Origin of the sequence: Pseudomonas sp. NY5710, from assembly GCF_013305665.1 — a bacterium.
GTDB classification, from domain to species: domain Bacteria; phylum Pseudomonadota; class Gammaproteobacteria; order Pseudomonadales; family Pseudomonadaceae; genus Aquipseudomonas; species Aquipseudomonas juntendi.
On record NZ_CP045554.1, the window covers coordinates 440,969 to 464,678 of the forward strand.

A 23,710-nucleotide genomic window follows, 5' to 3' on the forward strand; every position below is an offset into this window, starting at 1 on the left:
AGGATTCCACCACATTTGAGGGGTGATTTACCTGTGGGAGCGGGCGTGCCCGCGAAGAGGCCGGATCAGGTTGAATCAGGCTTTGGGCTGATCGGCCAACTGGTCGGCCAGGCGCACGAAGGCTGCCAGGTCCAGCTGCTCCGGGCGCAGGCTGCCATCCACGCCGGCAGCTTCGATGGCCGCGCTGTCGAGCAGGCCCTTCATGGTGTTGCGCAGTGTCTTGCGGCGCTGGTTGAACGCTTCACGCACCACCCGCTCCAGCAGTTGTGCATCTTTGGCCGGGTGAGGCAGCACTTCGTGCGGCACCAGCCGCACGATGGCCGAATCCACTTTCGGTGGCGGGTTGAACGCCCCAGGGCCAACGTTGAACAGGTGTTCCACGCGGCAGTGGTACTGCACCATGATCGACAACCGCCCCCAATCACCACCGCCAGGGCCGGCGGCCATGCGCTCGACCACTTCCTTCTGCAGCATGAAGTGCATGTCGCGGATCAGCCCGGCATGGCTGAGCAGGTGGAAGATCAGCGGCGTGGAGATGTTGTAGGGCAGGTTACCCACCACCTTGAGGCTGCGCGGCGGGACGCCCAGCTGGTTGAAGTCGAACTTCAGCGCGTCGCCCTGGTGCAGGCGGAAATTGCTGCGGTCAGCGAACTTGTGCTGCAGGATCGGCACCAGGTCTTTGTCCAGCTCGACCACGTCCAGTTGCGCGCCGCTGCCCAGCAGGCCCTCGGTGAGGGCGCCCTGGCCCGGGCCGATTTCCAGCAGGTGCTCGCCAGGCTTGGCGTGGATAGCGCGCAGGATGCGGTCGATGATGCCGGCGTCGTGCAGGAAGTTCTGGCCGAAGCGCTTGCGCGCCCGGTGTTGGTATTGCTCGTTCATGGTCGGTTCTCGGCCATCTGGTAGGCGGTTTCCAGCGCGACACGCAGGCTGCCGGTGTCGACCTTGCCGCTGCCGGCCAGGTCCAGGGCGGTGCCGTGGTCAACCGAGGTACGGATGATCGGCAGGCCCAAAGTCACGTTCACGGCCGCACCAAAACCCTTGTACTTGAGTACGGGCAGGCCTTGGTCGTGGTACATCGCCAGCACCGCGTCGCAGTGCTCCAGATATTTGGGGGTAAACAGGGTATCGGCCGGCAGCGGCCCGCGCAGGTCCATGCCTTCGGCGCGCAGGCGGGCCAGGGTCGGCTCGATGATGTCGATTTCTTCGCGGCCCAAGTGGCCGCCTTCACCGGCATGCGGGTTGAGGCCGCACACCAGGATGCGTGGGGCGGTGATGCCGAACTTGTCGCGCATGTCCGCATGCAGGATGCGGGTAACCCGCTCGACGCGCTCGGCAGTGATGGCGTCTGCGATGTCCCGCAGCGGCAGGTGGGTGGTAACCAGGGCCACGCGCAGGCCGCGGGTAGCCAGCATCATCACCACTTGTGCGGTTCGCGTCAGTTCGGCGAGAAATTCGGTGTGCCCGGAAAAGGCGATGCCGCTCTCGTTGATCACACCCTTGTGAACGGGGGCGGTGATCATCCCGGCGAAGTGCCCGTCGAGGCAGCCTTGGCCAGCACGGGTCAGGGTTTGCAGCACGAACGCGGCGTTGGCCGTGTCGAGCTGGCCCGGCGTGACCGGGGCCGCCAGCGGGGTATCCCAGACATACAGGCTGCCCGCTGGCGCTGGCTGCTCGGGCCATTGGCCCGGGGCAACCGGCAACAGGTCGACGGCCAGCCCCAGCTGGGTGGCCCGCTCGGCGAGCAGGTCACGGCTGGTGATGGCAATCAGGGGGTGGGGCTGGGCGTCTGCGGCGAGCAGCAGGCACAGGTCAGGACCTATACCGGCCGGCTCGCCGGGAGTGACGGCGAAGCGCAGGGGCTTCACTGGGCGGCCTGGTCGGCGCCAGGCAGCTTGATTTCAACGTAGGCTTCGTCGCGGATCTGGCGCAGCCAGGTTTGCAGCTCTTCGTCGTATTTGCGGTTACGCAGCACGTTCAGGGCCTGTTGCTCACGCGCCTGCTCGGTGCTGTCGGTGGCCCGACGGCCCAGTACTTCCAGCACGTGCCAGCCATACTGGGTTTTGAACGGCTTGGTCACGACGCCTTGCTGGGCGTTGGCCATCTGCTCGCGGAACTCCGGTACCAGGCTGTTCGGGTCGACCCAGTTGAGGTCACCGCCGTTGAGCGCTGAACCCGGGTCTTCCGAGAAGCTCTTCGCCAGTTCGGCGAAGTCCTCGCCGTTCTTTATGCGTTCGTACAGGCGCTCGGCCAACTGCTCGGTGGCCGCGTCGCTGCGGATCTCGCTTGGCTTGATCAGGATGTGGCGCACGTGCACTTCGTCGCGCAGCACGTTCTCGCTGCCGCCACGCTTCTCTTCCAGCTTGAGGATGATGAAGCCGTTGGGGATGCGGATCGGCTGGGTGATTTCACCCACCGGCATACTGCTGAGCATCTTGGCGAAGTCTGGTGGCAGCTGGGCAGCTTTACGCCAGCCCATTTCGCCGCCTTCCAGGGCGTTTTCGCTGGCGGAACGGGCGATGGCCAGTTGGCCGAAGTCCGCGCCTTGCTTGAGTTGCTGGTACACATCGCCCACCTGGCGTGCAGCCTTCTGGATGTCTTCCGAGTTGGCCGCTTCTGGGGTGGGGATCAGGATGTTGGCCAGGCGGTACTCTTCCGACATCTGCATCTTGCCCATGTCGGAGTTGAGGAAGTTCTTCACTTCCTGCTCCGACACCTGGATGCGCTCGGCCACGCGGCGTTGGCGCACGCGGCTGATGATCATCTCGCGCTTGACCTGGTCGCGGGCGTCGTCGAACGACAGGCCGTCATGGGCCAACGCCGCGCGGAACTGGTCCAGCGACATGCCGTTGCGTTGGGCAATGGTGCCGATGGCCTGGTTCAGTTCTTCGTCGGTGATGCGAATGCCGGAGCGTTCGCCAATCTGCAGTTGCAGGTTTTCGACGATCAGGCGTTCCAGTACCTGCTGTTCCAGGGCGCCGGCGGGCGGCACGCTGCCGCCGCGCTTGGCGATGGTTTGCTGAACCTCATGCACGCGCTGGTCCAGCTGGCTTTGCATGACCACGTCGTTGTCGACGATGGCCACCACGCGATCAAGCGGCTGTACCGCGGCATGCACCGCGCCACTCAGCAAAGCGACGCCCAGCAGCACTGGGCGCAGTCGATCAATAAGCTTGGTCTTCACGTTCACGGTAACCTTGAATGCCTTGGTCGAGGAAAGATTCGACCTTGTTGCCAACTACACCACCGAGGCCTTTCAGGACGATCTGAAGGAAGACACCGTGGTCGCCTTTTTCGTTCTGCGGAAGGGCCTGGCTGAAATCGTCGTAGTCGATCCAGTACCGGTTGACCAGACGCAGCTTCCAGCAGCAGTTGTCGTATTCGAAACCACCCATGGCTTCCAGGGTGCGGTTGCGGTTGTAGTCATGCTGCCAGCGGGCAATCACGCTCCACTGCGGCACGATCGGCCAGATGACCGAGAAATCGTGCTGCTGGATTTTGTAGTAATCCTTGATGTAGTTCGGATCGCCTGGGTTGCCATAGTCACCGCCGCCCACCTTCCAGGTACCCGTCGTCGAGTCGTAGGCGATGGTGTCGTTACGGTAGCGGTAGCCGAGGTTGACGATCTTGTTCGGGTTGTCTTCAGGCTGGTAGTGGAACATCGCGCTGCCCGAGCGGGTGCTGCGGCTGTCCGGGTCCCAGTTGAAGTCCGAATTGAAGCGCCAGTCGCGGTTGAAGTAGTAGTTGTACACCAGGGCGTACGGCGACACGTCCGACTGCGAGTCTTTGCGGGTGCGGTAGTCGATACCCGGCAACTGTACCTTGCGGTCTTTGAAGTAGTAGGCCTGGCCGATGCTGAAGTTCTGGCGCTCGAAGCCGTTGTCTTCGATCCAGCGGGTGGTGACACCCAGCGACAGCTTGTTCTCGTCGCCGATGCGGTCGGTGCCGCTGAAGCGGTTGTCGCGGAACAGCGAATCGTAGCTGAACAGGGTTTCGCCCGTATCGAACAGCGGTATGTCCTTCTGGTCCTTGTACGGGACGTAGAGGTAGAACATGCGCGGTTCGAGGGTTTGACGGTAGTTGTTGCCGAACAACGAGGTATTGCGGTCGAAGTACAGGCCGCTGTCGACGCTGAAGATCGGTACATCGCGGCTTACAGAGCTGTCGTAGCTGCCGTAGGCGGCTGGGTTTGCAGCTTCCAGTGCGATCGCATCGGCCTTGCCTTTGCTGTCGAGGTCCAGGTCGTACTGGGTGTAGGCATATTTCAGCTTGGGCGTCAGGAACCCGTAGCTGGCTGTCATCGGGTAGCTGATGGACGGTGCCACATTCAGGCGCGTGCCGTTGGCCCGCTCGATGCCTTGAATGTTCTGATCAAGGCGACGACCGTCTGGCCCGGCTGTGAGGTCGAGGTTGCCATCCTTGTCGAACACGGTGTCGTTCTTCAAGTCACGCTCGAAGCGTACCGCTTCGGTCTCGTAGCCCAGGTTCAGGCCGCCGGGCTGGAATGGCAGGGTACCGTTGAGGGTCAGCTGCGGCAGGCGGTCATACGGCGTGATCTGCGAAATGGTTGCCATTTCGTAGGCATGCACGTTCAGGCGCGCGGTGTAGCTGTCGCCACGGTAGGTCAGCGCGCCCTGCTGGTTCAGCACGTCGCGGCTTTCCACGCCGATCTGGTCGGATTCCAGGTCCTGGAAGTAGAACGGGTCGCTGATGTCGGTGTAGTCCACCTCGGTCATCAGGCGTTCGTCCAGGCCACCCTTGTGCTGCCAGTTGACCATCCAGCGCTGGTCTTTGTAGTCCGTCTGGTCTTTGCGGTCGTCGTTCTTGTCGTTCAGGTACGCGCCGCCGAACTGGCCTTCGCTGGACTTGGTCAGGTAGCGGAACTCGCCTTCCATCAGCAAGCCGCGCTTGGTCATGTAGCGCGGGTACAACGTGGCATCGTAGTTCGGCGCCAGGTTGAAGTAGTACGGCGTGACCAGCATGAAGCCGGTGTCGCTGCTGCTGCTGAACGAAGGTGGCAGGAAACCGGACTGGCGACGATCGTCGATCGGGAAGTAGATGTACGGTGTGTAGAACACCGGGAAATCCTTGACCCGCAGGGTGACGTTGGTCGCGGTGCCGAAACCGGTGGCCGGGTTCAGGGTGATGTTGTTGCCCTTCAGCTGCCAGGCGTTGCTGCCCGGTTCGCAGGTGGTATACGTACCGTCCTTGAGACGGATGATGGCGTTTTCGCCACGCTTGGCGTACAGGGCGCTGCCGCGGATATGCGACTTGTGCATCACGTATTCAGCGTTGTCGACCTGGGCTTCGCCCGTGTCGAGCTGAATCTGGGCCTGGTCACCGACTACCAGCGAGCCGTTGTCACGGATCTTGACGTTGCCTTTGAGCTCGCCACGGTTTTCGGCCTGGTACAGGTTGGCTTCGTCCGCTTCGGCCTGCATGCTGCCCTGGCGCATGACCACGTCACCGGCGAGGGTAGCGATCTGCTGCTCCTGCTGGTACTTGGACACCTTGGCATTGATGTAGGTCGGCGACTCGTCCTTGGGCGTGGTGTCGGCCATGCCTGGGCGAGTCGGCTCGATGTAGGCGCCACCGCAGTACGGGCCGGTTTCGGCCAGCTGTGCGGCAGTGAGCTTCTCACGCGGCACCCAGTCGAGGTGGCTGTAGTCTTCGCTGCGCGACTTCAGGCCGCGGCCTTTGGCCTCGGTGACCAGCATCGGCCGGTCCGCAGTTTCGCCTTCGCTCGCGGCTTCGGTGCCGCCGCTGACGGCGGCACCTTCGTGCACCGGGCGTGGCGGCAGGTTGCTGGCTGGGGTCTTGGGCTTGCAGTCCCAGCCGCCGGCGGCGGACACTTGGCAGTCAAACTGCTCGGCTGCCACCACGTACGATGTGGCCAGAGGTTGCAGGGCCAGCAGACCGCCGGTGACCAGCAACGGAAACTTTCTACGAAACGCGGGGGATTTCAATGCCATCTTATTAGTCCGGGCTTCCTGCGTGCCATCTGCCCGCGTGTGGGGCCGCACGCCTCTCGATGGTCTGAAAAAGATGCTGGATAATAAAGCATGACCCGCTTGACGGCTAGGGCCGTCGGAGACCCTTGTAATGCCTGAACACGATGTACGCCTGCAACAGCTGACGGTCTGGCTCGCCGAGCAGCTCGATGAACTTTTCCGCAGCAAGGCTTGGGGCGAGGTGCCCGAAGGCCGCCTGACCGCGGCCAGCAGCGATGCCAGCTTCCGCCGTTACTTCCGCTGGCAGGGGGCTGGGCACAGCTTCGTGGTCATGGACGCGCCCCCGCCGCAGGAGAACTGCCGACCGTTCGTCGCCATCGACCACCTGCTGGCCAGCGCCGATGTGAATGTGCCGCAGATCCACGCCCAGGACCTGGAGCGTGGGTTCCTGCTGCTGGGTGACCTGGGTCACCAGACGTACCTGGATATCATTGATGCCGACAATGCCGACAGCCTGTTCGCCGACGCCATCGAGGCGTTGCTGAAGTTCCAGCGCCTGCCGATGGACGCCCAGTTGCCGAGCTACGACGACGCCCTGCTGCGCCGCGAGGTTGAACTGTTCCCCGAATGGTACGTAGGGCGCGAGCTTGGTTTGGCCCTCAGCGATAGCCAGAAAGCCGTCTGGCAGCGTGTCAGCCAACTGTTGATCGACAGCGCCCTGGCCCAGCCGAAGGTGCTGGTGCACCGCGACTACATGCCGCGCAACCTGATGCAGAGCACCCCGAACCCTGGCGTGCTGGACTTCCAGGATGCGGTGTACGGCCCGGTCACCTACGACATTACCTGCCTGTTCAAGGATGCCTTCCTCAGCTGGCCACAGGCGCGCGTCGAAGGCTGGTTGCGTGCCTACTGGCAGCAGGCACTGGCGGCCGATATCCCGGTTCATGCTGAGTTCGAGGCGTTCCAGCGTGCCAGCGACCTGATGGGCGTGCAGCGCCATTTGAAGGTGATCGGCATCTTTGCCCGTATCTGCCACCGCGACGGCAAGCCGCGCTACCTGGGCGACGTGCCGCGTTTCTTCGCCTATATAGAAGAAGTGATCGGTCGCCGGCCCGAATTGGCGGAGCTGGGTGAGCTGATTGCCGAGCTGCAAGCCGGAGCGCATGCATGAAGGCAATGATCCTGGCGGCGGGGAAGGGTGAACGCATGCGCCCGCTGACGCTGCACACCCCCAAACCGTTGGTTCCGGTCGCCGGCCAGCCGCTGATCGAATACCACCTGCGTGCGCTGGCGGCTGCGGGTGTCGGCGAAGTGGTGATCAACCATGCCTGGCTCGGCCAGCAGATCGAAGAGCACCTGGGCGATGGCGGCCGCTTCGGCCTGCGCATTTGCTACTCGCCGGAGGGTGAGCCGCTGGAAACCGGCGGCGGCATCTTCAAGGCGCTGCCTTTGCTGGGCGACGATCCCTTCCTGCTGGTGAACGGCGATGTCTGGACCGACTACGACTTCACCCGCCTGCAGGCCCCCCTGCAAGGCCTGGCGCACCTGGTGCTGGTCGATAACCCTGGCCACCATGGCCGTGGCGACTTCCGCCTGGCGGGCGGGCAGGTGGTCGATGGCGACGATGCGCCGGGTACGCTGACGTTCAGTGGTATCTCGGTCTTGCACCCGGCGCTGTTCGCGGGTTGCCAGCCTGGTGCCTTCAAATTGGCGCCGTTGTTGCGCCAGGCCATGGCGGCTGGCCGGGTCACGGGCGAGCACTACCGCGGGCATTGGGTGGACGTCGGCACGCTCGAGCGCCTGGCCGAGGCCGAGCGGCTGATCGGCGAGCGCGCCTGACATGTGGTGGCCAGGCACACTGATTGGCGCTGGCGCGGGCTTTGCCGTGGCCAACATCCCCGGGGCGCTGTTGGGGCTGCTGCTCGGCCAGGCCCTCGACCGCCGCTTGCGCCTGCAGGGCTGGGATGACATGCGCGACCGCCTCAGCGGGCGCCCGGCGCTGGCTGACGATGAGTTGCTGTTCGTGATGCTGGGGCGCCTGGCCAAGAGCGATGGCCGGGTGGCCGAGCAGCACATCCAGCAGGCGCGCCAGGAAATGTCGCGGCTGGACCTGGCGGAGCCGGCCCGCTTGCGCGCCATCAAGGCGTTCAACCGTGGCAAGGCCGGCAAGGACCGGCTTGGCGGCCACTTGCGGCGGATTCGCGAACAGCCGCATGCGGCCGAAGGCACCTTGCGCGCCTGTTGGCGCATGGTCTGGGCCGACGGCAAGATGGGCAACAAGGAGCGTGAGCTGCTGCTGGACTGGGGGCAGAAGCTGGGCCTGAGCCGGCGCCAGGTGCAGGCCATGTCGGTGGAATACGAGCCGCGCAGGGCTGCCCGGCCGGAAGGGCTGGCCATGACCTATGCGGCGGCGTTGCGCTTGCTGGCGGTAGAGGCGGACACCGAAGCTGACAAGGTCAAGCAGGCGTATCGCCGGCTGGTCAGCCGGCATCACCCGGACAAACTGGCAGGCACCGGCGCCAGCGAGGCACAGGTGCGTGAAGCGACCGAGCGCACGCGGGAGTTGCACCAGGCCTATGCCATGATCCGCAAGCGGCGGGGCCTTTGAGGGCCTCATCGCCGGCAAGCCAGCCCTCATAGAACAATGCATAACTTATTGATTTAGCAGGGTCCTTGTGGGAGCGGGCATGTCGAACCGCCGCGAACACCGGCGTAGCCGGTGCCAGCCACCGCGCTGGATTCTTCGCGGGCACGCCCGCTCCCACAGGTAATACACAACGCCTGAGTATTGTGGCCTACCTGTGGGGGCAACCTTACCCTTGCGGGTTCATCCAGCCTCGCACGCGGCGGAACAACTGCTCTTGCTCGGCGGCCTGGTTGCCTGGCATGGCGATCAGCGACAACTGCCGGTACTGGCTGTCTTTCTGCCGCTTGCTGGCCTGAAAGCGCAGCGCGGCGGCGCTGCGGTCGGCACTGCGGGTGGCGTAGTAGATGTCGGCGGTGGGCACCTTCAACGTCGGCGCCAGGCTTTCCAGGTCATGCTCCACGCGCGCCGGCGTCTGCGCCGCCACCATGACCAGCCTGTGCACCTGCGGCGGCTGTTTTTCGCTCAGGTAGCGGGCTGCCCAGTACGCACCGCTGCCATGACCGATCAGCACGATGCTGCGGGCATTGCGCTGTTGGGCAAACGCCACGGCGGCATCCAGGCGGGCGAAAATCCGCTCGGCATCGGCCAGGTCGCTCTGTTCGCTGGCCAGTTCGGCATCGGTGCTTTCTGCGGTGTCGGCATCGGCGGCGGTGGCCTGGGCGACATTGGCATTGGCGTCGGCTGGCACATCCTTGACCGGTGCACGCTCACCCTGGGCTTGGTCCGTTGCGGCCTTGGGCTTGGCTTCTACCCGGGCTTGCGGGCTGTCGGCGAGCAGGTCAGGCATGCTTATGCTCAGGCTGTGCCAGCCGACATCCGGGAATTTTTGCCGCAGCGGGCCAACGGCATTTGGCCAGTCGGCGTTTTCGCCGGCACCCGGCACGATGATCACGGCACCTTGCGGATCACTGTCGTTGGCCGGCTTCCACAACGCCAGGAAGCTGTCGGCACCTGCCTGTAGCGTCTGTTGCTCGGCCTTGGGTACCAGCCGCTCGAGTGCCAGGGCATCCTCTTGGCTGCGCTCGAGCAGCGGCGGGCGCGGTGTCTCGGCTGCCGGTGCCGTATTGGCAGCCGGCGGTGTTTCGGCATCGGCGGCCAAGGCGCCGAGTGGAAGGATCGAAGCCAGGCAGCACATTGCCAGCGTCGTGCGATAAAGTGTGGACATGCGTCAACCCAAGGCCAGAATGATACCGGCAGCCTAATAGTATTTGCCCGTGACGGCCATGCTGCATGGCCGCCTTGCCAAAACGAGCGTATAGATGAAGCGAGTGCGTCGCCTGTTGGTTATCGGCTGCTTGTGGCTGCCCTTGATTGCATTTGCCCGGCCCGAGGCGCCGGCCACTGTTGCGCTCGAGCCGGCCCAGCAGCAGTGGTTGGACGCGCACCGCAGCCTGCGTGTGGGCCTGGTGCTGCAAGCACCCTATGCTCAGTTCGACCGGCGCCTGCAGCAGTTGTACGGTGCCAACGTTGAATTGGTCAGCAACCTGGCACACGTGCTGCGCCTGGACCTGACCTGGCGCCATTTCAGTGACCAGGCCAGCCTGGAGCATGCCCTGCAGAACGGCGAAATCGACTTCGCTCCCGGCCTTACCCAGACCCCGGCCAGCCTGCGCCTGTGGTTATTCAGCGACCCGTACATGCGTGTGCCGCAATTGGTGGTAGGGCCACGCACTGGGGCCATGGCGATGGAGCTGGAAAAGCTCGACCGCGAGCAGCGCGTGGCCGTGCGCATGCCCAGCCAACTGGCAGAGTACTTGCGCGGTAACTACAGCAACCTGAACCTGCAGGGGGTGCCCAGCGAGCGCGAGGCCCTACAGCTGGTGGTGGGCGGCCAGGCCAGCTTCGCCGTGCTGGACGAGGCGCAACTCAGCCGCCTGTCACGCGAGAGCGAGTTCGGTGAGCTGGCCGTGGTGGGCGATATTGGCCTGCCGCAGTTGCTGCGGCTGGGCTCGCGGCGTGACTGGCCGGTGTTGGCCGATGTGCTCGAACAAGGCTTGCAGGCCCTTCCTGCCAAGGAGCTGGAGCAACTGCACCAGCGCTGGTTGCAGCCCAAGTACCCCCGCCTGAGCGAGTCGCCGGGTTTCTGGCAGAACCTGGCGCTGCTGTTCGGCCTGCTGCTGCTGTGCGCCCTGGCTACCCTGGTGTGGCAACGCCGGCAACAGCGCCAACTGGAGCGTAGCCTGCTGGCTGCGCGGGAAAGCCTGGTGGAGCGCCAGGTGCGTGAAGAGGCCCTGCGCCTGAGCCAGTTCGCGATTGACCAGAGTACGGTGGGTATTCTGTGGGTCAACTGGGACAGCCATGTCCGGTACGCCAACCACGCCGCTGAACGCATGCTCGGTTATGCCGAAGGCGAGCTTCTGGAGCGGCCGCTGAGCGACTTCGAGCCGAGCCTGACCATGGACCGCTGGCTGGAGCTGTGGAAAGGCGCCCGCGCCGGGGCTGGCGGTGTAGGCCAGTTCGAAGCGCAGTGTAAGCGCGCGGACCACAGCTTGCTGCCGGTCGAGCTGTCGTTGAGCTTCTTGCGCTTTCGCGACTCGGAGTACCTGGTGGTGTACCTGGCCGACGTTACCGAACGGCACCGGGCCTTGGCGGCTTTACGCGAAAGCGAGGCGCGGCTAAAGGGCATTGCCGGCAACGTGCCGGGGCTGGTGTTCCGCCTGGAGCGGGACCCGGCCGAGGGCGAGCTGGAGTTCCCCTATATCAGTGAAGGCAGCGAGGCTCTGGTCGGGTATACGCCCAGCGAGATCCAGCACCCGCAAATGGGCCTGCGCAACCTGGTACACCCCGATGACCGCGCCGATTACCATCGGGTCCAGGACCTGGCCCTGGCCAGCGACCAGGACTGGTCCTGGCAGGGGCGTATTCTCACCCGCCAGGGGGAACAGCGCTGGGCCGACATCAAGGCCAGTACCCGACACCTGGGCAACGGTCAGGTGGTATGGGACGGCGTGGTGTGGGATATCACCCAGGGCAAGCGCGCCGAACTGGCGCTGGCCAAGTCCCAGGAGCAGCTGCGCGAGCTGTCGGCCCACCTGGAAAGCGTGCGTGAGGAAGAGAAGGCCCGTATCGCCCGCGAAGTGCATGATGAGCTGGGGCAGATGCTGACCGTGCTCAAGCTGGAAGTGTCAATGTGCGAGCTGGCGTTTGCCGAGCTCGACCCAAGGCTTAACGAGCGCCTGGCCAGCATGAAGCGCTTGATCGCCCAGTTGTTCCAGTTGGTGCGTGATGTGGCCACTGCCCTGCGCCCGCCGATTCTCGACGCGGGCATCGCCTCGGCCATCGAGTGGCAGGCCAGGCGCTTCGAAGCCCGTACGCAAATCCCCTGCCTGGTGCAGGTACCGGATAATCTGCCAGCATTGAGTGACGCCAAGGCCACCGGGCTGTTTCGCATTCTGCAGGAGGCGTTGACCAATGTGATGCGCCATGCCCAGGCGCACAGCGTGGAAATCGAGCTGGTTCATCAGGGCGGGCAGTTACGCCTGACAGTCAGTGATGATGGCCAGGGCTTTTGCCGTGAGCAGGCCCGGCCCACCTCGTTTGGCCTGGTCGGCGTACGCGAGCGGGTACTGATGTTGGGCGGCAGCATGGTGCTGGACAGTCAGCCGGGCGAGGGCACCAGCCTGAGCGTGGCCATACCGTTGGAGTAGGAGAGCAAACGTGATTCGAGTGCTGGTGGCCGAAGACCACACCATTGTCCGTGAAGGCATCAAGCAGCTGATTGGCCTGGCCAAGGACATGCAGGTGGTGGGGGAGGCCGGGAATGGCGAGCAGTTGCTCGAGACCCTGCGGCATACGCCGTGCGAAGTGGTACTGCTGGATATCTCGATGCCGGGCGTGAGCGGGCTGGAGGCGATCCCGCGGATTCGCGCGCTGCTCGACGCGCCGGCGATCCTGATGCTGTCGATGCATGACGAGGCGCAAATGGCCGCGCGGGCGCTGAAGGCCGGTGCGGCGGGCTATGCCACCAAGGACAGCGACCCGGCGCTACTGCTGACGGCGATTCGCCGGGTGGCTGCTGGCGGGCGCTATATCGACCCGGCGTTGGCTGACCGCATGGTGTTCGAAGTGGGCCTGACCGAGTCGCGGCCGTTGCACACCCTGCTCTCGGAGCGGGAGTTTTCCGTGTTCGAGCGCCTGGCCCAGGGCGCCAACGTCAATGACATTGCCCAGCAACTGGCGCTGTCGAGCAAGACCATCAGTACACACAAGGCGCGGTTGATGCAGAAGCTGAAGGTGAACTCGCTGGCGGAGCTTGTGAAGTACGCCATGGAGCACAAGCTGGTCTGATTGCGACCCCGGCGGTATCTGCGGTGCAGCGGGAATTCTGGGGCCGCTGCGCGCACCATCGCGACACAACGCAGCCCCGCAGAGGCGAGGCTGTTCTGAAAGCGCCATCCTTGTAGGGCAATCCCTACATCAAATCTTCCATCCGGATGATGGCATTCTCTCAGCACCCCCGATTTTCCGGCGCTTGCGCCTCTTTTACGCTTTGCCCACGCAGTCATCCAACAAGAAGGTGCAGGCATGAGCGAGGCGAAGTCGAACGCTGCAACCAGCGAAACGCTGGTCAGCTTCCGTGGTGTGCAGAAGAGCTACGACGGCGAGTCGCTGATCGTCAAAGACCTTAACCTGGATATCCGCAAGGGCGAATTCCTCACCCTGCTTGGCCCTTCTGGTTCGGGCAAGACCACCAGCCTGATGATGCTGGCGGGGTTCGAAACCCCCACCGCCGGGGAAATCCAGCTCGCCGGGCGCTCGATCAACAATGTACCGCCGCACAAGCGTGATATCGGCATGGTGTTCCAGAACTATGCGCTGTTCCCGCACATGACGGTTGCGGAAAACCTGGCCTTCCCGCTGACCGTGCGCAATTTGAGCAAGACCGATATCAGCGAACGGGTCAAGCGCGTGCTGAACATGGTGCAACTGGATGCCTTTGCCAAGCGCTACCCCGGCCAGCTTTCTGGCGGCCAGCAACAGCGCGTGGCGTTGGCCCGGGCGCTGGTGTTCGAGCCCCAGTTGGTGCTGATGGACGAGCCGCTCGGGGCACTGGACAAGCAGCTGCGTGAGCACATGCAGATGGAGATCAAGCACATTCATCAGCGCCTGGGGGTGACCGTGGTGTACGTGACCCACGATCAGGGCGAAGCGCTGACCATGTCTGACCGGGTGGCGGTGTTCCACCAGGGTGAGATCCAGCAGATCGCCGACCCGCGCACGCTGTACGAGGAACCCTGCAACACCTTCGTCGCCAATTTCATCGGCGAGAACAACCGCCTCAACGGCACGCTGCTGGCCAGCGATGGCAAGCGCTGCCAGGTGCAGCTGCCGCGCGGTGAGCGGGTCGAGGCACTGGCAGTGAATGTCGGCCAGGCCGGCGAACCGGTCACCCTGTCAATCCGCCCCGAGCGGGTACGCCTGAACGGCCACAGCGAAAGCTGCGCGAACCGCTTCTCGGGCCGGGTGGCGGAATTCATCTACCTGGGCGACCACGTGCGGGTGCGCCTGGAAGTTTGCGGCAAGGGCGATTTCTTCGTGAAACAGCCCATTGCCGAACTCGACCCGGCCCTGGCCGTGGGCGATGTGGTACCGCTGGGCTGGGAGGTGGAGCACGCCCGCGCGCTCGATCCGATTGCCGAAGCCCATTGATGGATTGCTTCACCAACCCTGTACTGTGGAGAGAACAAGAATGCGTAAGCAGTTGAAACTGACCGCCCTGGCTCTGGGGCTGTTCACCGCTGGCCAGGCCATGGCCGCAGACCTCACCGTGGTCTCGTTCGGCGGTGCCAACAAGGCCGCCCAGGTCAAGGCGTTCTATGAGCCGTGGGAAAAGGCCGGGCATGGCAAGATCGTCGCAGGCGAGTACAACGGCGAAATGGCCAAGGTCAAAGCCATGGTCGATACCAAGAGCGTGTCGTGGAACCTGGTGGAGGTAGAGTCGCCAGAGCTGGCCCGCGGCTGTGACGAGGGCATGTTCGAAGAGCTCGACCCCGCCCTGTTCGGCAACGAAGCCGATTACGTGCCGGGCGCCATCCAGCCTTGTGGCGTGGGCTTCTTCGTCTGGTCCACGGTGTTGGCCTACAACGCAGACAAGCTCAAGACCGCACCGACCAGCTGGGCCGACTTCTGGGACACCAAGAAATTCCCTGGCAAGCGCGGCTTGCGCAAGGGCGCCAAGTACACCCTGGAATTCGCCCTGATGGCCGACGGCGTGGCGCCCAAGGACGTTTACCAGGTGCTGGGTACCAAAGAGGGCGTGGACCGCGCCTTCAAGAAGCTCGACGAACTCAAGCCAAGCATCCAGTGGTGGGAAGCGGGTGCCCAGCCACCTCAGTACCTGGCCTCGGGTGACGTGGTCATGAGCTCGGCCTACAACGGCCGCATCGCGGCGGTGCAGAAGGAAAGCAACCTCAAGGTGGTGTGGAATGGCGGCATCTATGACTTCGATGCCTGGGCCATCCCGAAAGGTGCCAAGGATGCCGACCAGGCGAAGAAGTTCATCGCCTTCAGCGTGCAGCCTGAGCAGCAGAAGATCTACTCCGAGAACATCGCCTACGGCCCGGCCAATTCCAAGGCAGTGAGCCTGCTGTCGGACGAGGTGAAGAAAGACATGCCGACCACGCCTGAGAACATTGCCAACCAGGTGCAGATCGACGTGGCCTTCTGGGCCGACAACAGCGAGCAGCTGGAGCAACGCTTCAACGCCTGGGCGGCGAAGAAGTAACCGACCAGCGCAAGGGGCCGCTATGCGGCCCCAATTTCAGTTCGTATCGCGGAGTTTGCCATGGCCATTGCAGTGCCACTCAAAGAAGGCGCAGGTCAAAGTCTGAAGCAGCGCCTCAAGCATGCCGAGCGGGTCAACCGCTGGAAGGCGCAAGCGCTGATCGCGCCGCTGGCGCTGTTCCTTCTGCTGGTGTTCCTGGTGCCGATCGCGGCGCTGCTGTACAAGAGCGTCGGCAACCCGGAGGTGGTCGGTGGCCTGCCGCGCACGGTCGACGTCATCAGCCAGTGGGACGGCAAGAGCCTGCCTGGCGAGGACGTGTACAAGGCGCTGAGCCAGGACCTGGCCGAGTCGCGCAAGAACCAGACCCTGGGCGACCTGTCCAAACGCCTGAACATGGAACTGGCCGGCTACCGCAGCTTGCTGGCCAAGACGGCGCGCGCATTGCCGTTCAAGAGCGAGCCCGCCTCTTACAAGGATGCCCTGCAGGCCCTGGACGAACGTTGGGGCGACCCGGCCTACTGGCAGGCGATCCGCCGCAACACCAGCACGCTGACCTCATTCTACCTGCTGGCTTCGCTGGACCACCGTATCGATGACCTTGGCGAACTGGCCAAGGCTACCCCGGACCAGGCCATTTACCTGGATATCTTTGCCCGCACCCTGTGGATGGGTGTGGTGATTACCGCCATTTGCCTGGTGCTGGCCTACCCGCTGGCGTACCTGCTGGCCAACCTGCCGACCCGGCAGAGCAACCTGTTGATGATTCTGGTGTTGCTGCCGTTCTGGACTTCGATCCTGGTGCGGGTGGCAGCGTGGATCGTATTACTGCAGTCGGGCGGGCTGATCAACAGTGCGCTGATGGCCATGGGCATCATCGACCAGCCGCTGGAATTGGTGTTCAACCGCACCGGCGTGTACATCTCGATGGTGCACATTCTGCTGCCGTTCATGATCCTGCCGCTGTACAGCGTGATGAAAGGCATTTCGCCAAGCTACATGCGCGCGGCGATTTCGCTGGGCTGTCACCCGTTCGCCAGCTTCTGGCGGGTGTACTTCCCCCAAACCTATGCCGGTGTCGGCGCCGGGTGCCTGTTGGTGTTCATCCTGGCCATTGGTTACTACATCACCCCGGCACTGCTGGGTAGCCCGAACGACCAGATGGTCAGCTACTTCGTGGCCTTCTATACCAACACCAGCATCAACTGGGGCATGGCCACCGCACTGGGCGGGCTGTTGCTGCTGGCGACCGTGCTGCTGTACCTGATCTATAGCTGGCTGGTCGGCGCCAGCCGCCTGCGCCTGAGCTGAGGAGCCTTGTCATGCTGAGCCCTTACATGTCGCCCGTGGAGCGGGTGTGGTTCTACAGCCTGCGCATTCTTTGCGGCCTGATCCTGCTGTTCCTGATCTTGCCGGTGCTGGTGATCGTGCCGTTGTCGTTCAACAGTGGCAGCTTCCTGGTGTACCCGTTGCAGGGCTTCTCGCTGCAGTGGTACCAGGACTTCTTCAACTCGGCCGAATGGATGCGGGCGCTGAAGAACAGCATCATCGTTGCCCCTGCGGCCACGGTGCTGGCCATGGTGTTCGGCACGTTGGCGGCCATCGGCCTGACCCGCGGGGACTTTCCCGGCAAGTCGCTGGTGATGGCACTGGTGATTTCGCCGATGGTGGTGCCGGTGGTGATCATCGGGGTGGCCAGCTATCTGTTCTTTGCCCCGCTGGGCATGGGCAACAGCTTCACCTCGCTGATTCTGGTGCATGCGGTGCTGGGCGTGCCGTTCGTCATCATCACGGTGTCGGCAACCTTGCAGGGCTTCAACTACAACCTGGTGCGCGCGGCAGCCAGCCTGGGCGCTTCGCCCCTGCTGACCTTCCGCCGGGTGACCCTGCCGCTGATCGCCCCCGGGGTGATTTCGGGGGCGCTGTTCGCCTTTGCCACGTCGTTCGATGAGGTCGTGGTGACCCTGTTCCTCGCCGGCCCGGAGCAGGCGACCCTGCCGCGGCAGATGTTCAGCGGTATTCGCGAGAACCTGAGCCCGACCATCGCTGCCGCGGCGACGTTGCTGATTGCGTTTTCGGTGATCCTGCTGCTGACCCTGGAGTGGCTGCGCGGGCGTAGCGAGAAGCTGAGAACCCAGCAGCCTGCCTGATTTTCCAGTAGCTGTACGGGCCTTATCGCCGGCAAGCTGGCTCCCACAGTGTTCTGCACAAGAGTCATGCGATGCAGAAACCTGTGGAGATCCCATGTGGGAGCCGGCTTGCCGGCGATAGGGCCCGTACAGGCACTACAAGGCTTTTGGTCACTGGTCGACACCCATTGATACCAATCAGCCTTCACCCCTTTCCCTGAGTTACAATGCGCGCCACCGTGATTCTGCCAACAGGTGCGCCATGCAGCCCTACGCTATTGCCCCCTCCATTCTTTCTGCCGATTTCGCCCGCTTGGGCGAGGATGTCGACAAGGTACTGGCGGCGGGTGCCGACATCGTCCACTTCGATGTCATGGACAACCACTACGTTCCCAACCTGACCATCGGCCCGATGGTGTGCACTGCCCTGCGCAAGTATGGCGTCACCGCCCCGATCGATGTGCACCTGATGGTCAGCCCGGTCGATCGCATCATCGGCGACTTCATCGAAGCCGGCGCCACCTACATCACCTTCCACCCGGAAGCTTCGCAGCACATCGACCGTTCGCTGCAACTGATCAAGGACGGCGGCTGCAAGGCCGGGCTGGTGTTCAACCCGGCCACCAGCCTGGACGCCTTGAAGTACGTCATGGACAAGATCGACATGGTGCTGCTGATGAGCGTCAACCCGGGTTTCGGCGGGCAGAAGTTCATCCCTGGCACACTCGACAAGTTGCGTGAAGCGCGTGCGATGATCGACGCCAGTGGCCGGGATATCCGCCTGGAAATCGACGGTGGCGTCAACGTCAACAACATCCGCGAGATCGCTGCCGCTGGCGCCGACACGTTCGTGGCCGGCTCGGCGATCTTCAATGCCCCGGACTACCAGGAAGTCATCGCCAAAATGCGCGCCGAACTGGCCCAGGCTCGCCCATGAGTGGCTTCGAGCAGCTGTTTCCGGGGACGCTCCCCAGGCTGGTGATGTTCGATCTGGACGGTACCCTGATCGATTCCGTGCCAGATCTGGCCGCCGCCGTGGACCGCATGCTGCTCGAACTGGGGCGCCCGCCTGCTGGCCTTGAGGCGGTACGCCAATGGGTCGGCAATGGCGCCCAGGTGCTTGTGCGCCGCGCCCTGGCCGGTGGCATCGAGCATGAAACCGTGGACGATGCGCTGGCTGAACAGGGCTTGGCGCTGTTCATGGAAGCCTACGCCGAAAGCCACGAGCTCACCGTGGTTTACCCCGGGGTCAAGGACACCCTGCGCTGGCTGCACAAGCAGGGCGTGGAAATGGCCTTGATCACCAACAAGCCGGAGCGCTTCGTCGCGCCCTTGCTGGACCAGATGAAGATCGGCCGGTATTTCCGCTGGATCATCGGTGGTGACACCCTGCCGCAGAAAAAGCCCGACCCGGCGGCGCTGCTGTTCGTCATGCAAATGGCGGGCGTGAGCCCGCAACAGTCGCTGTTTGTCGGCGACTCGCGCAGCGACGTGCAAGCGGCCAAGGCGGCCGGGGTTCAGTGCGTGGGGCTGACCTACGGCTACAACCATGGCCGGCCCATCAAGGACGAGTCGCCAAGCCTGGTGATCGACGATTTGCGTGCATTGCTGCCCGGTTGCGCAGACCCGGCCACTGGGATAACGTTGGCGGACCTTCAAGCCTCAGCAGACAGAGAGTCCACCGTGGCGGTTACTGGCAAATTCTGGATGAAAGTCATCAAGGCCTTGGCCCGTTGGCGTTGGCGCGCCTGACTTCAGCCTGCCGGCACGTGCCGGCCCGTCCGTTTGCCTGACCCATTGCTGCTTGCCACGAGGCTACTCATGAACCACGAAGAATTCCTGCGCCTGGCTGCTGCCGGCTATAACCGCATTCCCCTGGCCTGCGAAACCCTGGCCGACTTCGATACACCGCTGTCGATCTACCTGAAGCTGGCCGACCAGGCCAACTCGTACCTGCTCGAATCGGTGCAGGGCGGCGAGAAATGGGGCCGTTACTCGATGATCGGCCTGCCCTCGCGGACGGTGATGCGGGTGCACGGCTATCACGTCAGCATCCTGCAGGACGGTGTCGAGGTTGAACGCCACGATGTCGAAGACCCGCTGGCCTTTGTCGAGACGTTCAAGGAACGCTACAAGGTCGCCGACATTCCCGGCCTGCCACGTTTCAATGGCGGCCTGGTCGGTTACTTCGGCTACGACTGTGTGCGCTATGTGGAAAAGCGCCTGGGGGCCAGCCCGAACCCAGACCCGCTGGGCGTGCCCGACATTCTGCTGATGGTCTCGGACGCGGTCGTGGTATTCGACAACCTGGCCGGCAAGATGCACGCCATCGTGCTGGTAGACCCTGCGCAAGATCAGGCTTTCGAGCAAGGCCAGGCGCGCCTGCAAGGCTTGCTGGAAACCCTGCGCCAGCCAATTACCCCACGCCGAGGCCTGGACCTGAGCGGCCCGCAGGCTGCCGAGCCGGCATTCCGCTCCAGCTACACCCGTGAGGACTACGAAAGCGCCGTTGGCCGTATCAAGGAATACATCCTGGCTGGCGACTGCATGCAGGTGGTGCCGTCACAACGTATGTCGATCGACTTCAAGGCGGCGCCAATCGACCTCTACCGCGCTTTGCGCTGCTTCAACCCGACGCCTTACATGTACTTCTTCAATTTTGGCGACTTCCACGTGGTTGGCAGCTCGCCAGAAGTGCTGGTACGGGTCGAGGACAACCTGGTCACCGTGCGCCCGATTGCCGGTACCCGCCCGCGTGGCGCAACCGAAGAGGCCGACCGTGCGCTGGAAGACGACCTGCTGTCGGACGACAAAGAGATCGCCGAGCACCTGATGCTGATCGACCTGGGCCGCAACGATGTCGGCCGGGTGTCCTCCACGGGCAGCGTACGCCTGACCGAGAAGATGGTGATCGAGCGCTATTCCAACGTCATGCACATTGTCTCCAACGTCACCGGCCACTTGCGCGAAGGGCTGACGGCGATGGATGCCCTGCGCGCGATCCTGCCGGCCGGTACCCTTTCAGGGGCGCCGAAGATCCGTGCAATGGAGATCATCGACGAACTGGAGCCGGTCAAGCGTGGTGTGTATGGCGGTGCCGTGGGGTACTTCGCCTGGAATGGCAACATGGATACCGCCATTGCCATTCGTACGGCGGTGATCAAGGACGGCGAGCTGCATGTGCAGGCAGGTGGCGGTATCGTTGCCGACTCGGTGCCGGCACTGGAGTGGGAAGAAACCATCAACAAGCGCCGGGCGATGTTCCGTGCGGTGGCCTTGGCTGAGCAGACTTGCGCCAAATAATTCACTAGCCTCTGGGCTGCCGCCTGCAAGGAATCGCATTCACGGCGATTGCGCTTCCCTGTAGGAGCGGCCTTGTGTCGCGAAAGGGCCGCAAAGCGGCCCCAGCCAGCTAGAAATCGACGCTAACCCCCAGACTCACCCCCTGCTGCGTCAGCTCATCACTCTTGCGCCAATTGTAGTTGCCGCGCAAATGCACCCCCGCCACCACTTCATGGCTTACCCCCAGGCTGGCCCGGGTCAGGTCGCTGTGCGGCGTATACCCGGTCAGGGTAAAGTCATTCGCCGGCAAGCTGGTCAGGTGCATGGTCACGTCCTGCTGGTCATCCTCGAACTCATGCTCTTGCGCCACCTCGGCGAACAGCCGGGTAGAGGGCAGCACCTGCACGCTGCCCAGCAGCCCCACGCCCAGGCGGCGTGACGTGCGCTCCTGGTCATCGAAACCCAGGGCTGTGGAGCGCCCGCTCTTCTCGTCGTAGCCGTCCACCTTGACCCGCGCATAGTCGGCGCTGATGAATGGCGCCAGTTGCCAGTTGCTGCTGTCCGCCGCCAGGTTGTAGCCCAGCCGTGCGGACATCGCCCAGGCTTCACCGTCGGTGTCGCCCTTTTCGCTACGGTCGTTCACGCCCAGGGCAAAGGTGCGCTTGAGGTCGCTGTAGTCCAGGTGCCCGGCTGTCAGCGCTGCATCGGCCCACCAGCGGTCCTGCCGGTACTGGGCGAAGGCGCTGGCCAGGTAGCTGTCGAGCTTGTAGTCCGAGTCTTGCGCGCCTGCTTCCAGCTTCTGCCGGTAGACGCCGCCCGCCAGTCCCAGGCGCCAGGCATCGTTCAGGCGGTAGCTGCCACCCACGGTCAGGTTGTACCCCCGGCCATCGCCGCTGGCCGCGCTGCCCTGGCTGTCGAAGTCCAGGTCCTGGGCGCCGCTGCTGACAAATGCTTGCCACTTGCCGATCGCCTGCCATGGCGTTTGCCATTGGCTGCGCAATTCATCCTGGTGGGCACGCAGGCTGGCGTGGGCCATTTCCGGGAGCAGGGACAGTTCCCATGGCGCGGACAGGATCGAGTAGGCGTAATCGGCAATCAGTTGCTGGCCGGCGATGGTCGGGTGTACCGAATCGTTGAACAATAGCCGGGTCGGGTCTGGCGTGGTGCCGTCGATGCCATGGACCGGGTTGCCCACGCAGCCTTGCCCGCTGTAGCAAGTCCCGACCAGGTTCTGGTCAGGTGCCAGGCCGAACTGGCTGGGGCTGGCCAAGGCCTCGCTCAGCAACACAGGGATGTTCAGGGGGATGACCTGGGCATCGATCTGCCTCAGCTGGCCAAGCAGCGATTGATTGAACGCCCCGGACAGCAACGAGAGCGGGTTTTGTTGCGGCGTGCCACTGAAGTTCGGTGTTTGACCAAGGTCGGGTAGCAGCCAGACCATGATGTAGCGTGCGCCGCCCTGTTGCAGTGCCTGAGCGCTGGCGGCCAGCCGAGCACCGGCCGCCACTGCGTCGGCCGGGCTGTTGACCAGGCCTTGCAGAAAGTCGTTGCCGCCGCCGGTCAGGTAGTACAGGGCGTTGGGGTCGGCGCGCAGCCCGTTGGCTAGGTAGCCTGGCTTCTCTCGCAACACCGTCCCGGCGCCTGGGTTGCCGGGTGGAATGATGGTTCTGGAGGTTTCGGTGATCGAATCAAGAATCTGTTGCGTGGTGTAGCCCCCTACCGCCCAGTTGTTGCCGTCGGGGCGTACACCGACCGAGGTGGAGGGGTTCAGCGCATTGGGGTCTATGCCCAAACGGCCACCGAGGATCATCGGCGACACCGGGGCAAAATTGCCATCGGCATCACGGTTGGTGAAGCGGGCGCCGGAGGTGCCACCTGTCAGGTCGGGGAACTGCCCGGCATCTGCCAGGCTGTCGCCGAATACGATCAGCGTGGAATAGGGCGAGGGGGCGGCAAAGGCCTGGCTGCAGGCCAGGGCTAATGAAGCGAAGGCAAAGCGCAAAAGTGGAGCTTTTCTCATCGCGGAACATCCTTTTCTTTGTTTTTATGAGAACAACCTGATCGACATTAGCAAATCGTGGGGCTTCGCTCCCAAGTCCATTCGTTTCCCCGTGTTTACGGGCATATTGCGCCCGCCGCGCCGGTAGGCTACTGTGCCGTGACGTATGAGCGAGACCTACCCTGTGTTGATCGTCAGCAAACTCTTGATGCGCGTAATCAAGGCCCACGCCCGTTGGCGTTGGCGCGCCTGACTTTATCCCCTGCCGGCCAGTCCGGCCCGCCCCTGTTTGCCTTCCTGCTCCTCGCCCTCAAGTGGCACAGCCACCGCTATGGCGGGCAGAGGGAGGTTCGAATTTGAAGTCAGTAAGTTCAAGAGGTTTAACACCATGTTACTGATGATCGACAACTACGACTCATTTACTTACAACGTTGTGCAGTACCTTGGCGAGCTGGGTGCCGAGGTCAAGGTCGTTCGCAATGACGAACTGACCATTGCCCAGATCGAGGCCCTGAACCCCGAGCGGATCGTCGTCTCCCCGGGCCCGTGCACGCCGAGCGAGGCGGGCGTGTCCATCGAGGCCATCCTGCATTTCGCCGGCAAGCTGCCGATCCTCGGCATATGCCTGGGCCACCAGTCCATCGGCCAGGCCTTTGGCGGTGACGTGGTCCGGGCTCGCCAGGTGATGCATGGCAAGACCAGCCCGGTACTCCACCGCGACCTCGGCGTGTTTGCCGGCCTCAACAACCCGCTGACGGTGACCCGCTACCACTCGCTGGTGGTCAAGCGCGACACCCTGCCTGACTGCCTGGAAGTGACCGCCTGGACGGCCCATGCAGATGGTTCGGTCGACGAGATCATGGGCCTGCGCCACAAAACGCTGAACATCGAAGGGGTGCAGTTCCACCCTGAGTCGATCCTCACCGAGCAGGGCCACGAGCTGTTCGCCAACTTCCTCAAGCAGACCGGCGGCCGCCGCTAAGG

The 23,710-nt window shown here is 63.7% G+C and carries 19 protein-coding genes; 13 read left to right on the forward strand and 6 right to left on the reverse strand.

What is annotated here, in order from left to right:
- Positions 1-75: 75 nt before the first annotated feature.
- Genes rsmA through GEV39_RS01945 form a run of 4 tightly spaced genes read right to left on the reverse strand, consistent with a single transcriptional unit; the run spans position 76 to position 5,969 of the window.
- A complete protein-coding gene (gene rsmA / locus GEV39_RS01930; RefSeq protein ID WP_173887413.1) occupies positions 76-879 on the reverse strand; it encodes a 16S rRNA (adenine(1518)-N(6)/adenine(1519)-N(6))-dimethyltransferase RsmA in 804 nt (267 codons plus the stop codon).
- Entirely contained in the window at positions 876-1,865 is a 990-nt protein-coding gene (gene pdxA, locus GEV39_RS01935) for a 4-hydroxythreonine-4-phosphate dehydrogenase PdxA (protein ID WP_173887414.1), read from the reverse strand. Before pdxA ends, rsmA begins: the two co-directional genes overlap by 4 nt.
- Positions 1,862-3,181, reverse strand: a complete 1,320-nt coding sequence (gene surA, locus GEV39_RS01940; protein ID WP_392483415.1) for a peptidylprolyl isomerase SurA — start codon at positions 3,179-3,181, stop codon at positions 1,862-1,864. The genes pdxA and surA overlap by 4 nt, the downstream gene beginning before the upstream one ends.
- A complete protein-coding gene (locus tag GEV39_RS01945; protein WP_173887416.1) occupies positions 3,162-5,969 on the reverse strand; it encodes an LPS-assembly protein LptD in 2,808 nt (935 codons plus the stop codon). Before GEV39_RS01945 ends, surA begins: the two co-directional genes overlap by 20 nt.
- 130 nt (positions 5,970-6,099) lie before the next feature.
- Here GEV39_RS01945 and GEV39_RS01950 point away from each other — a divergent pair, with 130 nt between their 5' ends.
- Genes GEV39_RS01950 through GEV39_RS01960 form a run of 3 tightly spaced genes read left to right on the forward strand, consistent with a single transcriptional unit; the run spans position 6,100 to position 8,556 of the window.
- Positions 6,100-7,119, forward strand: a complete 1,020-nt coding sequence (locus GEV39_RS01950) for an aminoglycoside phosphotransferase family protein (RefSeq protein WP_173887417.1) — start codon at positions 6,100-6,102, stop codon at positions 7,117-7,119.
- Positions 7,116-7,787 (forward strand): N-acetylmuramate alpha-1-phosphate uridylyltransferase MurU, encoded by a 672-nt coding sequence (murU, locus tag GEV39_RS01955; protein WP_173887418.1) that lies wholly within the window; start codon positions 7,116-7,118, stop codon positions 7,785-7,787. Before GEV39_RS01950 ends, murU begins: the two co-directional genes overlap by 4 nt.
- Before the next feature lies 1 nt (position 7,788).
- Positions 7,789-8,556 (forward strand): TerB family tellurite resistance protein, encoded by a 768-nt coding sequence (locus GEV39_RS01960; protein ID WP_009685244.1) that lies wholly within the window; start codon positions 7,789-7,791, stop codon positions 8,554-8,556.
- Positions 8,557-8,761: 205 nt separating this feature from the next.
- Here GEV39_RS01960 and GEV39_RS01965 read toward each other — a convergent pair whose 3' ends face one another.
- Positions 8,762-9,760: an alpha/beta hydrolase family protein gene (locus GEV39_RS01965; RefSeq protein ID WP_173887419.1), complete on the reverse strand. Its 999-nt coding sequence runs from the start codon at positions 9,758-9,760 to the stop codon at positions 8,762-8,764.
- A gap of 94 nt (positions 9,761-9,854) precedes the next feature.
- Between GEV39_RS01965 and GEV39_RS01970 the strand changes: the two genes are divergently transcribed.
- From GEV39_RS01970 to trpE, 9 genes are all read left to right on the forward strand, one after another.
- The gene (locus tag GEV39_RS01970; RefSeq protein ID WP_173887420.1) at positions 9,855-12,242 is read left to right on the forward strand and encodes a PAS domain-containing sensor histidine kinase; all 2,388 of its coding nucleotides are present in this window, start codon (positions 9,855-9,857) and stop codon (positions 12,240-12,242) included.
- Positions 12,243-12,252: 10 nt separating this feature from the next.
- On the forward strand, positions 12,253-12,882 hold the full coding sequence (locus GEV39_RS01975; RefSeq protein ID WP_009685247.1) for a response regulator: 630 nt from the start codon (positions 12,253-12,255) through the stop codon (positions 12,880-12,882).
- A 237-nt stretch (positions 12,883-13,119) separates the two neighbouring features.
- Entirely contained in the window at positions 13,120-14,244 is a 1,125-nt protein-coding gene (locus tag GEV39_RS01980) for an ABC transporter ATP-binding protein (RefSeq protein ID WP_173887421.1), read from the forward strand.
- 40 nt (positions 14,245-14,284) lie between these two features.
- The gene (locus GEV39_RS01985) at positions 14,285-15,319 is read left to right on the forward strand and encodes an ABC transporter substrate-binding protein (protein ID WP_029885951.1); all 1,035 of its coding nucleotides are present in this window, start codon (positions 14,285-14,287) and stop codon (positions 15,317-15,319) included.
- A gap of 60 nt (positions 15,320-15,379) precedes the next feature.
- Positions 15,380-16,627, forward strand: a complete 1,248-nt coding sequence (locus GEV39_RS01990) for an ABC transporter permease (RefSeq protein ID WP_173887422.1) — start codon at positions 15,380-15,382, stop codon at positions 16,625-16,627.
- An 11-nt stretch (positions 16,628-16,638) separates the two neighbouring features.
- Positions 16,639-17,466 (forward strand): ABC transporter permease, encoded by an 828-nt coding sequence (locus tag GEV39_RS01995; protein WP_009685251.1) that lies wholly within the window; start codon positions 16,639-16,641, stop codon positions 17,464-17,466.
- Positions 17,467-17,707: 241 nt separating this feature from the next.
- Positions 17,708-18,382, forward strand: coding sequence for a ribulose-phosphate 3-epimerase (gene rpe / locus GEV39_RS02000; RefSeq protein WP_173887423.1), 675 nt, complete (start codon positions 17,708-17,710; stop codon positions 18,380-18,382).
- A complete protein-coding gene (locus GEV39_RS02005; RefSeq protein ID WP_029885955.1) occupies positions 18,379-19,197 on the forward strand; it encodes a phosphoglycolate phosphatase in 819 nt (272 codons plus the stop codon). The genes rpe and GEV39_RS02005 overlap by 4 nt, the downstream gene beginning before the upstream one ends.
- Before the next feature lie 69 nt (positions 19,198-19,266).
- Positions 19,267-20,748, forward strand: coding sequence for an anthranilate synthase component I (gene trpE / locus GEV39_RS02010; protein ID WP_009685254.1), 1,482 nt, complete (start codon positions 19,267-19,269; stop codon positions 20,746-20,748).
- A 109-nt stretch (positions 20,749-20,857) separates the two neighbouring features.
- On the opposite strand, the gene estP is transcribed toward trpE, so the two are convergent.
- Positions 20,858-22,747: an esterase EstP gene (estP, locus tag GEV39_RS02015; RefSeq protein WP_173887424.1), complete on the reverse strand. Its 1,890-nt coding sequence runs from the start codon at positions 22,745-22,747 to the stop codon at positions 20,858-20,860.
- A gap of 367 nt (positions 22,748-23,114) precedes the next feature.
- On the opposite strand from estP, the gene GEV39_RS02020 reads away from it, so the two are divergent.
- Complete coding sequence (locus tag GEV39_RS02020; protein ID WP_173887425.1) at positions 23,115-23,708, forward strand: aminodeoxychorismate/anthranilate synthase component II; 594 nt, start codon at positions 23,115-23,117, stop codon at positions 23,706-23,708.
- Positions 23,709-23,710: the final 2 nt, after the last annotated feature.